General features: G+C 54.5%; 11 protein-coding genes. 6 read left to right on the top strand and 5 right to left on the bottom strand.

Features of this window, described 5'->3' with window-relative positions; genetic code table 11:
* The first annotated feature begins 141 nt into the window (after positions 1-141).
* Positions 142-1428, top strand: a complete 1287-nt coding sequence (gene dctA / locus JTI98_RS03910; protein WP_042323143.1) for a C4-dicarboxylate transporter DctC — start codon at positions 142-144, stop codon at positions 1426-1428.
* Positions 1429-1650: 222 nt separating this feature from the next.
* The gene (locus JTI98_RS03905) at positions 1651-3144 is read left to right on the top strand and encodes a pitrilysin family protein (protein ID WP_044328802.1); all 1494 of its coding nucleotides are present in this window, start codon (positions 1651-1653) and stop codon (positions 3142-3144) included.
* A gap of 95 nt (positions 3145-3239) precedes the next feature.
* On the opposite strand, the gene JTI98_RS03900 is transcribed toward JTI98_RS03905, so the two are convergent.
* Entirely contained in the window at positions 3240-4169 is a 930-nt protein-coding gene (locus JTI98_RS03900; RefSeq protein WP_216081938.1) for a sugar kinase, read from the bottom strand.
* A gap of 232 nt (positions 4170-4401) precedes the next feature.
* Here JTI98_RS03900 and pdeH point away from each other — a divergent pair, with 232 nt between their 5' ends.
* Together pdeH and JTI98_RS03890 are read left to right on the top strand one after the other, a co-directional pair.
* Positions 4402-5169 (top strand): cyclic-guanylate-specific phosphodiesterase, encoded by a 768-nt coding sequence (pdeH, locus tag JTI98_RS03895; protein ID WP_216081937.1) that lies wholly within the window; start codon positions 4402-4404, stop codon positions 5167-5169.
* A gap of 77 nt (positions 5170-5246) precedes the next feature.
* The gene (locus JTI98_RS03890; protein WP_216082225.1) at positions 5247-7307 is read left to right on the top strand and encodes an AsmA family protein; all 2061 of its coding nucleotides are present in this window, start codon (positions 5247-5249) and stop codon (positions 7305-7307) included.
* A 45-nt stretch (positions 7308-7352) separates the two neighbouring features.
* Here JTI98_RS03890 and JTI98_RS03885 read toward each other — a convergent pair whose 3' ends face one another.
* The 3 genes from JTI98_RS03885 to JTI98_RS03875 form a co-directional block, all read right to left on the bottom strand.
* Positions 7353-8675: an MFS transporter gene (locus JTI98_RS03885; protein ID WP_042998538.1), complete on the bottom strand. Its 1323-nt coding sequence runs from the start codon at positions 8673-8675 to the stop codon at positions 7353-7355.
* Between the two features lie 353 nt (positions 8676-9028).
* The gene (gene yhjD, locus JTI98_RS03880) at positions 9029-10057 is read right to left on the bottom strand and encodes an inner membrane protein YhjD (RefSeq protein ID WP_044253716.1); all 1029 of its coding nucleotides are present in this window, start codon (positions 10055-10057) and stop codon (positions 9029-9031) included.
* A 47-nt stretch (positions 10058-10104) separates the two neighbouring features.
* Complete coding sequence (locus JTI98_RS03875; RefSeq protein WP_042998536.1) at positions 10105-11004, bottom strand: LysR family transcriptional regulator; 900 nt, start codon at positions 11002-11004, stop codon at positions 10105-10107.
* Between the two features lie 119 nt (positions 11005-11123).
* On the opposite strand from JTI98_RS03875, the gene JTI98_RS03870 reads away from it, so the two are divergent.
* Both JTI98_RS03870 and JTI98_RS03865 read left to right on the top strand, forming a co-directional pair.
* Positions 11124-11882 (top strand): SDR family NAD(P)-dependent oxidoreductase, encoded by a 759-nt coding sequence (locus JTI98_RS03870; RefSeq protein ID WP_044326583.1) that lies wholly within the window; start codon positions 11124-11126, stop codon positions 11880-11882.
* A 358-nt stretch (positions 11883-12240) separates the two neighbouring features.
* On the top strand, positions 12241-12840 hold the full coding sequence (locus JTI98_RS03865) for a response regulator transcription factor (RefSeq protein WP_042998534.1): 600 nt from the start codon (positions 12241-12243) through the stop codon (positions 12838-12840).
* A gap of 15 nt (positions 12841-12855) precedes the next feature.
* Here the strand turns inward: JTI98_RS03865 and JTI98_RS03860 are convergent, their stop codons facing one another.
* Positions 12856-13404, bottom strand: coding sequence for a GNAT family N-acetyltransferase (locus JTI98_RS03860; protein ID WP_216081936.1), 549 nt, complete (start codon positions 13402-13404; stop codon positions 12856-12858).
* Positions 13405-13467: the final 63 nt, after the last annotated feature.

Below are 13467 nucleotides of genomic sequence, written 5' to 3'. Positions count from 1 at the left end.
GCGAGCCAGCTCAAGGTTTTTAACATTTTTGTTTCAATTATGATCTTGGTGCATTTCTGTGATGTTGTCTGGGTGTTATTTTAAGGCCGCAGGTTAACCAAAACCTTATAAGACCTGTGGTTTTTACTTCAAGGACACCCTATGAAAATCTCTCTGTTTAAAAGCCTCTACTTTCAGGTCCTGACAGCAATTGCCATTGGTATTCTCCTTGGCCATTACTACCCTGAATTAGGCGCACAAATGAAACCGCTTGGCGACGCGTTCGTTAAGCTGATCAAGATGGTCATCGCACCGGTTATCTTCTGTACTGTCGTGACTGGCATTGCAGGCATGGAAAGTATGAAAGCGGTGGGCCGTACAGGTGCAGTTGCGCTGCTTTACTTTGAGATTGTCAGTACGATTGCGCTGATCATTGGTCTCATCATCGTTAACGTGGTACAGCCCGGTGCCGGGATGAACGTCGATCCGGCAACGCTGGATGCGAAAGCGGTAGCGATTTACGCCGAACAGGCAAAAGACCAGGGAATCGTAGGCTTCCTGATGGATATTATCCCGGGCAGCGTCATTGGCGCCTTTGCCAGTGGTAACATCTTGCAGGTTCTGCTGTTTGCGGTGATGTTTGGGTTTGCCCTGCATCGTCTGGGCAGCAAAGGCCAACTGATTTTCAACGTCATTGAAAGCTTCTCGCAGGTCATTTTCGGCATCATCAACATGATCATGCGTCTGGCGCCAATCGGGGCGTTCGGGGCGATGGCGTTTACCATCGGTAAATATGGCGTGGGTACGCTGGTGCAGTTGGGGCAACTGATTGTTTGCTTCTACATCACCTGTATCCTGTTTGTGGTTGTTGTGCTGGGTTCGATCGCCCGTGCAACAGGCTTCAGCATCTTTAAGTTTATCCGCTATATTCGTGAAGAACTGCTGATCGTGCTGGGGACGTCCTCTTCCGAGTCTGCGTTACCGCGTATGCTCGACAAGATGGAAAAGCTTGGCTGTCGCAAGTCGGTTGTGGGGCTGGTGATTCCCACCGGCTATTCGTTTAACCTTGATGGAACCTCGATATACCTGACGATGGCGGCGGTGTTTATCGCCCAGGCCACCAACAGTCATATGGATATCTTCCATCAGATTACGCTGCTGGTGGTACTGCTGCTCTCCTCGAAAGGGGCGGCGGGCGTGACCGGAAGTGGCTTTATCGTGCTGGCGGCCACTATCTCTGCGGTTGGCCATCTGCCGGTTGCCGGTCTGGCGCTTATCCTCGGTATCGACCGTTTCATGTCTGAAGCCCGTGCGCTGACCAATCTGGTCGGTAACGGCGTGGCAACGGTCGTGGTCGCGAAGTGGGTGAAGGAACTGGACCACAAGAAGCTTGATGATGTGCTGAATAATCGTGCACCTGAAGGCAAAACGCACGAAATATCCTCTTAATTTCGATACTTATGACCGCAGTCCCTTGTGGGGCTGCGGGCTCCTGCGCATAATTGACCCCTGGGCCCGAATCCTTCAACATGGAGGTATCGGGTTTATTTCACTTCTTCCGTGACATTTTCATGTTCTTGCGGTCTAACACGAAGTGTTTTTAACGTCATATTCAGACAAGCCTAACTGGGGTTGTCTTTTTATTACCAGGATTGTTGATCAGGGGTTCACATGCAGGGCACAAAAATTCGACTTTTAGCGGGCGGTTTGCTGATGATGGCCACTGCTGGCTATGTGCAGGCAGATGCGCTCCAGCCTGACCCAGCATGGCAACAGGGGACGCTGGCGAATGGTTTACAGTGGCAAGTGTTAGCCACCCCGCAGCGCCCCAGCGACCGTATCGAGGTCCGCCTGCAGGTAAATACCGGTTCGCTCGCCGAAAGTACTCAACAGAGCGGTTTCAGTCATCTTATTCCCCGTATTGCGTTAACCCAAAGTGGCGGCCTTGATGCCGCGCAGGCACGTTCACTGTGGCAGCAGGGTTTTGACCCTAAACGTCCGATGCCGCCCGTCACCGTCTCTTACGACTCCACACAGTACAATCTCAGCCTGCCCAATAACCGCAGCGACCTGCTGAAAGAGTCGCTGAACTATCTGGCGAACACGATGGGCAAACTGACGATCACCCCCGACGTCGTCAATCATGCGCTAAACACAGAGGACATGGTCACCACGCTGCCCGTCGATACGAAAGACGGCTGGTGGCGCTATCGTCTGAAAGGGTCGGCGCTGTTGGGTCACGATCCTGCCGAGCCGGTAAAAATGCCGGTGGACGCGGAGAAAGTGCATGAGTTCTACCAGAAGTGGTACACCCCAGACGCGATGACGCTGATTGTTGTCGGCAACGTTGATGCGCGGTCGGTGGCCGAGCAAATCAACAAAACCTTTGGTGAACTGAAAGGGAAACGTGAAACCCCTGCGCCGGTGCCGACGCTCTCGCCGTTGCGTGCGGAGGCGGTGAGCATTATGACCGACGCGGTGCGCCAGGATCGTCTCTCTGTCATGTGGGATACGCCGTGGCAGCCGATTCGCGAATCTGCCGCGCTGTTGCGCTACTGGCGCGCGGATTTAGCGCGTGAGGCGCTGTTCTGGCACGTCCAGCAGGCGCTGAGTAAGAACAACGCGAAAGATATCGGCCTCGGCTTTGACTGCCGCGTGCTGTTCCTGCGCGCCCAGTGTGCAATCAACATCGAATCGCCAAACGACAAGATTTCCGCCAATCTGAGCACCGTGGCGCGTGAACTGGCGAAGGTACGTGATAACGGCCTGCCGGAAGAAGAGTTCAACGCCCTGGTGGCGCAAAAGAATCTGGAGCTGCAGAAACTGTTTGCGACCTACGCTCGTACCGATACCGATATTCTCATCAGTCAGCGTCTGCGCTCGCTGCAAAATCAGGTCGTGGATATCGCGCCTGAACAGTACCAGCGTTTGCGTCAGGACTTCCTGAACAGCCTGACCGTTGAGATGTTGAATCAGGATCTGCGTCAGCAGTTGTCGCAGGATATGGCGCTGATTTTGCTACAGCCGAAAGGCGAACCGGAATTCAACATGAAGGCGTTGCAGGCGACGTGGGATCAAATCATGGCGCCGGTGACTGCTGCGGCGACACCGGCAGAAACGGACGATGCGCATCCGGAAGTGACAGATATTCCGGCTGCACGGTAGGGGTGGATTGCCTGATGATGCTGCGCTTATCCGGCCTGGAAGAACGCGTTTCCCGGGCCGGATAAGGCGTTTACGCCGCGCCTGCGGCGTTGGTCTTACTGCGGCATGGCGTCGCGTGGGATAATCGCCCCGCGATGCTGAATAATGGTGCTGGCGGTCAGGTGGCCTCGTTTGGCAGCGTTAACCGCATCGCCGCCGGTCAGGCGAACGGCCAGATACCCGGCGCTGAACGAATCGCCAGCGGCGGTGGTATCGATCACTTTTTCTTTCGGCAGTTTCACCGCAGGAACGTCGATCGGTGCGTTACCGTCGACAGACACCAGGCACGAATCCGCACCGCGTTTCACCACCACTTCCTGCACACCCGCGGCATGCGTCCGTGCGATCACCTCTTCAACCGGCTTCACGCCCCAGAGCAAATCTTCGTCATCCAGCGTCAGGAAGGCAATATCAGTGCATTCCAGCATCTTCTGATACACCTGCCGGGTCTCTTCTTTGCTGGCCCACAGGCGCGGACGATAGTTGTTGTCGAAAATCACTTTCCCGCCGTTGGCGCGGCATTCTCGCAGCAGCGACAGCAGTTTGTCGCGGCTGGATGGGCTCAGGATCGCGAGGCTGATACCGCTCAGGTAGAGATAATCAAAGGTCGCCAGCTCTTCGCAGATAGCCGCTGACTGTTCGCTCTCCAGCCAGAATTTCGCTGCTGCTTCGTTGCGCCAGTAATAGAACGTCCGCTCACCGGTGCTGTCCGTCTCGATGTAGTAGAGGCCAGGCAGACGGTTTTCCATGCGCTGCGTCAGCGAGGTATCCACGTTTTCGCCTTGCCATGACTCGAGCATCTGCTGGCTGAAACTGTCCGTGCCCAGCGCCGTGACGTAGTGCACGGAGAGCGCCGCAGCATCAACCTGACGGGCAATGTAAACGGAGGTATTCAATGTGTCGCCACCGAATCCGCGCTGAACATCTGCGCCTTTCTGTGACAGCTCAATCATGCATTCGCCAATCACGGCAATCTTTTTGGACATAGTCGTGAACCTGCTTAAAAAAAGTTAGCGTTAGTGTGCGCTGTGGGTGTTAGGTGGTCAATCATATTAAAACAACGTTCCAAAATTTTTTTTGAGCCAGTCCGTATTCTGCATTGATTTTTACAAAACCGTTTTCGATTTTGCGCGAGGCTGAACATAAAGTTCTCCGTCCGAAGGCCGATAACCTTTGACGAGTCGGGGCAGTAACACACTTAATCACGGGACATCTGAGATGATAAACCAGGTTATCCAGCAGCGAAGCAATTCCGAGGCGAGCGTTGAAAGCTTGCAGGATCGGCGCTTTTGGCTGCAGTGCGAGCGTGCTTACACTTATCAGCCGATTTACCGGACCGACGGACGCCTGTTAGCCGTTGAGCTGTTGACGGTGGTGACGCATCCGGACAACCCAACCCAACGTATCGCGCCTGACCGTTATTTTGCCGGGGTGGCGGTGCGCCATCGCATTGATATCGTCAAAGAACAACTTCAGCTACTGGAGCAGAAGACCGACTTTTTCCAGCGTCATGAATTGCTGGCCTCTGTGAATGTCGATGGCCCGACGCTCTTCGCCATGCGCCAGCAACCCAACATGGTGCAGATGATTGAGCGGATGTCGTGGCTGCGTTTTGAGCTGGTCGAACATATCCATCTACCAAAAGAATCCTCGTTTGCCAGCATGTGCGAATTTGGTCCGCTGTGGCTGGATGATTTCGGCACCGGGATGGCGAATTTCTCTGCGCTGAATGAAGTCCGTTATGACTACATTAAAGTCGCGCGCGAACTGTTCGTGATGCTTCGCCAGACGCCAGAGGGGCGCAATCTCTTCACCATGCTGCTGCAACTGATGAACCGCTATTGCCGCGGCGTGATCGTTGAAGGGGTGGAAACGCTGGAAGAGTGGCGCGACGTACAACGTTCTCCTGCCTTTGCTGCACAGGGCTATTTTCTGTCGCGCCCGGTCCCGTTCGCCTACCTCGATGAGGTCATTCTGTCACTGTAAAAACCGGCAGTTTCCGCTAACTCCGTCTGGCTGGACTATCTTTAGGACAGGCAAGGAAAGACGTGAGGATGCTAACTATGACCAAAGCCGGAAAAATAACTGCAGTGATAACAGGGACTTTCTTGTTGTTGATCGTGGTCGTTATCGTGTTGATAGCGACATTTGACTGGAACCGCCTCAAACCGACCATCAACCAGAAAGTCTCTACCGAACTTAACCGACCGTTCGCTATTCGCGGTGATTTAGGCGTTGTCTGGGAACGCCAGAAGCAGGAGACCGGCTGGCGCAGTTGGGTGCCGTGGCCGCACGTACATGCTGAAGATATTATCCTCGGCAATCCTCCCGACATTCCTGAAGTGACGATGGTGCACCTTCCCCGCGTCGACGCGACGATCGCCCCGCTGGCGTTGTTAAGCAAAACCGTCTGGCTGCCGTGGATCAAGCTGGTGAAACCCGATGCGCGGTTGATTCGCCTGTCCGAGAAAAACAATAACTGGACCTTCGACCTCGCGAATAGCGAAAACAAAGACCCGAATGCGCAGCCGTCTGACTGGTCCTTCCGGCTGGACACGATTCTCTTCGATCAGGGGCGGATCGCTATCGACGATAAGGTCAATAAAGCTAATATTGAGATCCTGGTCGATCCGCTGGGCAAACCGTTGCCGTTCAGTGAAGTCACGGGAAATAAAGCGAAAGGCGATAACGCGAAGGTTGAAGACTACGTATTTGGTCTGAAGGCGCAGGGGCGATACAACGGCGAACCGCTCACCGGAACGGGAAAAATGGGCGGCATGCTGGCGCTGCGTAGCGAAGGGGCAGCGTTTCCGGTACAGGCCGATTTCCGTTCCGGCAATACCCGGGTGGCGCTGGTGGGCGTGGTTAAGGACCCAATGAAGATGGGCGGCGTCGATCTGCAACTGAAATTCTCCGGGGATTCCCTGGGTGAGCTGTACGATCTGACGGGAGTGCTGCTGCCGGATACGCCGCCGTTCGAAACGGACGGTCGGCTGGTGGCGAAAATCGATACCAACGCATCATCGGTGTTTGACTACAGGGGGTTCAATGGGCGGATCGGCGACAGCGATATTCATGGTTCGCTGACCTATACGACAGGGAAACCGCGTCCGAAGCTGGAAGGCGAGGTGGAATCGCGCCAGCTCAGGCTGGCGGATTTAGGACCGCTGATCGGCGTCGATTCCGGTAAAGGCACGGAGAAAGCGCAGCGTTCGGAACAGAAAAAGGGCGAGAAGAGCGTACAACCCGCGGACAAAGTACTGCCTTATGACCGCTTCGAAACGGACAAATGGAACGTGATGGATGCCGATGTGCGCTTTAAAGGACGGCGTATTGAACATGGCAGCAGCCTGCCTGTCAGCGATCTCTCGACCCACATTCTTCTGCAGAATGCCGATCTGCGTCTGCAACCGTTGAAGTTTGGTCTGGCGGGCGGCAGCATCAATGCGAATATCCATCTGGAAGGGGATAAAAAGCCAATGCAGGGGCGTGCGGATATTCAGGCGCGGCGTTTAAAACTGAAAGAACTGATGCCGGACGTTGAACTGATGCAGAAAACGCTGGGGGAGATGAGCGGTGACGCCGAATTTCGCGGGACCGGGAATTCCGTGGCGGCGCTGCTGGGTAACAGCAACGGCAACCTGAAACTGCTGATGAACGACGGACTGATTAGCCGCAACCTGATGGAGATTGTCGGTCTGAACGTCGGGAACTTCATCGTCGGGCAGATCTTTGGCGATGACGAAGTGCGGGTTAACTGCGCGGCGGCGAATCTGGATATCGTAAACGGCGTGGCGCGCCCACAAATTTTCGCGTTCGACACTGAAAACGCGCTGATCAACGTCACCGGGACGGCGAGCTTTGCCTCCGAACAGCTGGATTTGACCATCGACCCGGAGAGCAAAGGCATCCGCATTATTACCTTGCGTTCGCCGTTGTATGTGCGCGGAACGTTTAAGAACCCTCAGGCGGGGGTAAAGGCCGGGCCGTTGATTGCGCGTGGCGCGGTAGCCGCGGCGCTGGCGACGTTAGTGACGCCTGCCGCCGCGCTGCTGGCGCTGATTTCACCGTCAGAAGGTGACGCCAACCAGTGCCGGACGATATTGTCGCAGTTGAAGAAGTGATGCGCAGTGCCGGGTAAGGCGTCGCCTCTACCCGGCATGTAAAGATTACAGCGACTGATGACGCGTTTCGTGAGTTAACAGCAGCGCGATCAGGGTTAATGCCGCCATCGATGCCAGGTAGGTTCCTACGGCGGCAAGACCATAATTGGACTGCAACCACGCGGCGATATACGGTGCGACGGATGCCCCGAGAATCGAAGAGACGTTATAGGAGAACGATGCGCCGGTGTAACGCACTTCCGTCGGGAACAGCTCAGGCAACAGTGCGCCCATCGGCCCGAACGTCAGCCCCATCAGGCTCAGCCCAAGCAGCAGGAAGGCGAAGACCAGCGCCGGATTGCCGGAGCCCAGCAGCGGTTTAAAGGCGAACAGCGCGAACAGGATAATCATTGTGGTGATGATGACCATGCTCTTGCGGCGACCAAACGCGTCTGCGAGCAGACCGGCGACCGGCACCATCACGCCAAAGCCAATCACCGCCATCATCAGCATCCACAACACGTCGTTACGCGGCAGGCCCAGACCGACCGGCGCAGCGGCGGTACTGAACGTCATCGAATACACGGTCATGATATAGAACAGCGTATAGGTCGCCAGCATGATGAACGTGCCGAGGATGGTCACGCGAACGTGTTTAGTCAGCAACGTACCCAGCGGGATTTTCACCTGTTTTTTCGCGGCGGCCACTTTAGCGAAAACCGGCGTCTCATGCAGGGAAACGCGGACGTACAGGCCGATAATCACCAGCACCGCTGAGAAGATAAACGGAACGCGCCAGCCCCAGCTCATGAACTGCTCATCCGTCAGCAGCCAGGAGAGCAGCAGAAAGGTGCCGTTAGCAAAGAAAAAGCCAATCGGTGCGCCCAACTGCGGGAACGAGCCATACAGCGCGCGCTTACGCGGCGGGGCGTTCTCTGTCGCCAGCAGCGCCGCGCCGCCCCATTCACCACCCAGTCCCAGGCCCTGCCCAAAACGAGCCAGCGCCAGCAGCAGCGGGGCGAAAATGCCAATGGTGGCATAGCCTGGCAGCAGGCCGATGATCACCGTTGAGATCCCCATTGTCAGCAAAGACGCCACCAGCGTCACTTTACGTCCTACCCGATCGCCAAAGTGGCCGAAGAGCGCGGAACCAATTGGACGCGCGACAAAGGCGATGGCAAACGTGGCGAGCGACTGTAGCGTTGCCGCTGTCGGGTCGCCCTGCGGGAAGAAGATGTGCGGGAAGACAATCACGGCGGCGGTCGCATAAATATAGAAGTCGAAGAACTCAATGGCGGTGCCAATGAGCGAGGCGACGACGACCTTATTGCGCGAATTGACCGGAGTATGTTCCTGTTCGTTATCGAGTGTGGTGGCGGTTGCTTGCATAGTATTTTCTTATTTTTTGGCGAACGAACGGCCATATTACGCACAGCAAAAGCGACATTTCAATCTGTAACAATCGCTCGATATGGTTAAAAATCAGGCAAAGAGCGGATAATGTTTGCGCCTGCGATTTCTCGTCCATGAAATGCTTCACATAATTTCAAAATGAGTGGATAAAACTGGTTTTTGGTTAAATAAAAGTTAAGGACTGGATTTATGTGCTAAATGAACGGAGCGAGGCGGAAGTAAGTGCCTGAACATATTGCCGGATGGCGATGTAAGACACTTATCTGGCCTGGGTAGCGGGTGAAGGGGAGGCCGGATAAGCACAGCGCCATCCGGCATAATACCGCGCATCAACGGTGCGTTTTGCCCGGCATCCGGGGATCGTCTTTGTATTCGGCGGTTGCAATCCACGCCGCGCAGAACAGCGTCAGACGTGCGAAAAAGTAGAAGAACGCCATCAGCCCCAGCACAGAACCAAACGCCGCGCCGGAGGGCGATTTCACCAGCGCCGGCAGCGTCCAGGTCATGATGATTTTAATGACTTCAAAGCCAATCGCCGCAATCAGCGTGCCGCGAATCAATGCCTTTTTACGTGGACGATGACGCGGCAGACGCCAGAAAATCCAGAAGAACAACAGGTAGTTGGCAAAAATGGAGATCGCCAGGCCAATCAACCGCCAGGTGGGCTTTAGCCACTCGATGCTGTCGAGATAGAGGGCGGAGATAATCATCTGCTGTGCCGAACCGGCGACAGAAGTGATCGACAGCGTCACAATCAGTGCAATCAACAGGCCAATCAGTGAGATGAAATCGCGCAGGTATTTGATCCAGATTTTTTCCTGATCCTGCGGCGTGCGCTCCCAGACGTCCCGCGACTGGGCGCGGATCGCCTCGCGCAGGTTGCCCATCCAGTTAATCCCGGAGTAGAGGGCGATCCCTAACCCGACCAGACCAACGGTGGTACGCTGCTGTACCGCCGTATTGATGGTGCTTTTCAGCGTAGCGGCAAGCGTCGGGTCGCTGACGTTCATCAGGATTTTAGTGAAGATGTCCTGCAACAGCGTGGGATGCGAGGCAAGAATAAAGCCTGCGGCGGCAAACGACACCATCAGGATGGGGATCATCGACAAAAACGAGAAGTAGGTAATGGCCGCGCCGAACTGGTTACCTAACCGATCGTTAAAGCGTTCAGCCGCGCGGAGCAGATGCGCAATCACCGGAATGCGCTGGATTTTTTCGACGGTGGTGGTCACCGTTTTCAGCGTCTCGCTGGCGGTGCTTTTCTTCTCGTGCTCGGCGTCCCCGGTCGTGTCGATTTTGCGTACCGGGTCGTGTTCAAGTTCCTGAGTGGGGCGTTTTACGTCGTTATCCTGCATCATCAGGTCAGGCGTCCTTTTTTTGTTAATTCTCTGGACAGTATAGCGTCTCAGTCCACGTAGTCCTTCATTACCCCGGTCAGCCACTCCATAAACAGGTGCACACGGCGTGAAAGATTACGCCGGTGCGGGTAAAGCAGCGATACCGGCATCGGCAAGGCGCGGTATTGCGGCAGCACCTCAACGAGCGTGCCATTGCGTAACGCCTCACGAACCCCGACGCGCGGAACCTGAATAATTCCCAGCCCAGCCAGACAGGCGGCGTGATAGGTTTCGGTGCTGTTAACCGTTAGCGTACCGCCGGTTTTTATCCACTGTGTCCCGCTGCTGGTGGCGATTTCAAAGCCCGGCGGTCGTGTTCCCAGATTTTGCGAGTAATGCACCACCGCATGGGAGGCGAGGTCTTCAAGGCTTTCCGGATAGCCAAAACGCGTCAGGTACTGTTGGCTGGCGCAGTTGATCACGGTAAGCTTGCCCAGCGGACGCGCGATCAGGCCCGAGTCTTTCAGCGTGCCGACGCGCACCACGCAGTCAAAACCTTCGCGGATCAAATCCACCAGTCGGTCACTGCTGCTGAGCTCCAGTTCAATCCCAGGGTACTGCTGCAAAAAGGCGGGCAGGCGGGGGATGACCAGATTTCGCGCGACGCCAACCGGCATATCGACCCGTAGCTTACCGCTGATGCTGGTGGGATCGTGCTGAAACAGACCGTCCAGTTCATCCAGATTGCTCAACAGATCTTTCGCCCGTTCGTAATAGACCATGCCGTCCTGCGTCAGTTGTACCCGCCGCGTGGTGCGGTGTAAAAGCTGGGTGCCAAGATGGTTTTCCAGCGCCTGAATCTGGCGCGATACGCTACCTTTCGGGAGTCCGAGCGTGTCGGCAGCGCGAGAAAAACTCTCCAGCTCTGCGACACGAATGAATAACTGCATTGCATGAATTTTATCCATCCTGTAGCCCTATTGTTGTTCCAGATGAAACAGTCATGCGCAATTAGCGACATTTATTGTTTTTCTATCACCTAATAAGCTTTACCTCAATCCACACAACAGCTGAAATGAGGTTTCTTATGACGCAACGTATCGCATTGGTGACCGGCGGGAGCCGCGGGCTGGGTAAAAATGCCGCGCTTAAGCTGGCGGACAAAGGAACGGATATTCTCTTTACTTACCACAGTCAACAGCAGGCGGCGCGGGATGTCGTCGCTGAAATTGAGCAAAAAGGCAGGAAAGCGGCGGCAATTCAATTGAATGTCGGTGATAGTGCCAGTTTTGCAGCTTTTGCCTTTGAGGTGAAAACGCAGTTGCAAACGCACTGGAACAGAGAGACGTTTGATTATTTAGTGAACAATGCCGGGATCGGGCTATACGCGCCGTATGCTGACACCTCAGAAGAGATGTTTGACGAACTGATGCGCATCCATTTTAAAGGCCCGTTTTTCCTGACGCAGCACCTGTTGCCGTTGATTAACGAGGGCGGACGTATTCTTAATGTTTCAACCGGGCTGGCGCGTTTTGCCCTGCCGGGGTATGCCGCCTACGCGTCAATGAAAGGGGCGATGGAAGTGCTGACGCGCTACCAGGCGAAAGAACTGGGCGCGCGTGGGATCTCGGTGAATGCCATTGCGCCCGGCGCCATTGAGACCGATTTTGGCGGTGGCCATCTGCGGGATAATAAAGAACTGAATGCGTATGTGGCTTCGCAGACGGCGCTGGGCCGCGCCGGTTTGCCCGATGATATTGGCGATGCGATTGCGGCGTTACTTAGCGACGAACTGGCATGGATGACGGCGCAGCGTATTGAAGTCTCGGGCGGGATGTTCCTGTAAGCTGAATTCAGCGAGCCTTTACGTGCGATGAATGATCATGAAATGCGAATTTTAATTCTGTAACATAATTTCGCGCAGGCGATAATTTCTTTTCTCCTGCGCGTTCGTTATTCTCACTGAGATTTAATTTTCAATTAAGATAGTGGGTAGTGAAATATAAGGAATTCCTTAAGTCATTGCCCGTTTTTTATCCCCGGATGTAATTCTCGTGTTTCAGCTGTAAAAAAATGTTTTTTTACTTCTCTCCCGACGTGATATCTGTAAAATGGCCCCCCGCCAAATGGCGAATGTTTATTTTACCCATCGGGTAATACCCTTCCCCTCCTTAATGTTATTATCGGAAACGGTGGAGAGAGTAATGCAAATCATCATGTTTGACAGGCAGTCAATATTTATTCATGGAATGAAAATCAGTTTACAGCAACGAATTCCAGGAGTGAGTATTCAGGGTGTCAGTCAGGCCGATGAACTCTGGTATAAACTGGAAGAAAACCCGGAAGCCCTGCTCATGCTGGATGGCGATCTTGATGGTGAGTTTTGCCGTTGGATCCTGCAAAAAACGGTGCAACAGTTCCCCCTCGTCAAAACTTTAATTATCGCGACGGACTGCGCGAAAAAAGGATTACAGGAACTGACGCAATATAATGTGCTCGCGATTATTTCCCGCGATTCTGAACCGGAAAAATTTGTACTGGCGATCAATAGCGTTGCGATGGGGATGATGTTTTTACCTGGCGAATGGCTAACGACTCCGGCTGCGGAATATCGTGATATTCATGCATTAAGCGCCCGGCAGAGGGAAATTTTGACGATGCTGGCATCAGGCGAGTCAAATAAGGAAATTGGCCGGGCGTTAAATATCAGTACCGGAACGGTGAAAGCGCATCTTGAATCACTCTACCGCCGACTGGATGTTAAAAATCGCACCCAGGCGGCGATGCTGCTGGTTCAGCCTTAATACCCTGCAGTGATATTACGACCGGGATCCTGCGGTCGTAATATATTCCTGTTTTAATAACCCCAGCAGCCAGTCATTCTGCCAGCGCTGTTGTAGCCAGTAACTCTCCCTGAGCGTCCCTTCCAGTATAAATCCCACTTTCTCCAGCACATGCCGGGAAGCCTGATTACCTTCAGTGACACAAGCGGTCAGACGGCGCAGACCGCCGGTGGTAAATGCGTAATCGCAGACGGCGCGTAGTGATTCTGTCCCGTATCCCTTTCCCTGCTCGCCGGGCGTCAGCAAGAACCCGACCTCAGCACAGACTTCCCCTCGATGAATATAGCCCGTCACCCCGAGCGGCTTGTGGCTTTCGTTATCGCACAGGAGCAAACACAGCCAGTGTGCGTCGCCCGGATGCCATGTCGGTAAGCGAGAATCGAACGCTTCCCGAATGTCGCGCTCACTTCGCGCGTCGGCCACATGACGCATCACGTCCGGATCCTGCTGCAGCGCGAGAAAAAAGGGCCAGTCGGCAGAGGTTATCGGGCGACAGGTCAGGCGGGCTGTTTTCAGTATGGGCACAGGGCTATCTCCTGGGATATTTCTCAATGTTCACGTAGCGGTCACTGTATTAATTATTGAACT

Origin of the sequence: Citrobacter sp. MGH 55 (genome assembly GCF_016906145.1) — a bacterium.
Classification (GTDB): domain Bacteria; phylum Pseudomonadota; class Gammaproteobacteria; order Enterobacterales; family Enterobacteriaceae; genus Citrobacter_A; species Citrobacter_A amalonaticus.
Note: the sequence above shows the minus strand (reverse complement) of the source record. Positions and strands in the feature narration are given on the sequence as shown.

Bases quoted from the DNA above. Each gene is read 5' to 3' on its own strand.
- dctA (WP_042323143.1), top strand. From the start codon at position 142: ATGAAAATCTCTCTGTTTAAAAGCCTCTACTTTCAGGTCCTGACAGCA.
- JTI98_RS03905 (WP_044328802.1), top strand. From the start codon at position 1,651: ATGCAGGGCACAAAAATTCGACTTTTAGCGGGCGGTTTGCTGATGATG.
- JTI98_RS03900 (WP_216081938.1), bottom strand. From the start codon at position 4,169: ATGTCCAAAAAGATTGCCGTGATTGGCGAATGCATGATTGAGCTGTCA.
- pdeH (WP_216081937.1), top strand. From the start codon at position 4,402: ATGATAAACCAGGTTATCCAGCAGCGAAGCAATTCCGAGGCGAGCGTT.
- JTI98_RS03890 (WP_216082225.1), top strand. From the start codon at position 5,247: ATGACCAAAGCCGGAAAAATAACTGCAGTGATAACAGGGACTTTCTTG.
- JTI98_RS03885 (WP_042998538.1), bottom strand. From the start codon at position 8,675: ATGCAAGCAACCGCCACCACACTCGATAACGAACAGGAACATACTCCG.
- yhjD (WP_044253716.1), bottom strand. From the start codon at position 10,057: ATGATGCAGGATAACGACGTAAAACGCCCCACTCAGGAACTTGAACAC.
- JTI98_RS03875 (WP_042998536.1), bottom strand. From the start codon at position 11,004: ATGGATAAAATTCATGCAATGCAGTTATTCATTCGTGTCGCAGAGCTG.
- JTI98_RS03870 (WP_044326583.1), top strand. From the start codon at position 11,124: ATGACGCAACGTATCGCATTGGTGACCGGCGGGAGCCGCGGGCTGGGT.
- JTI98_RS03865 (WP_042998534.1), top strand. From the start codon at position 12,241: ATGCAAATCATCATGTTTGACAGGCAGTCAATATTTATTCATGGAATG.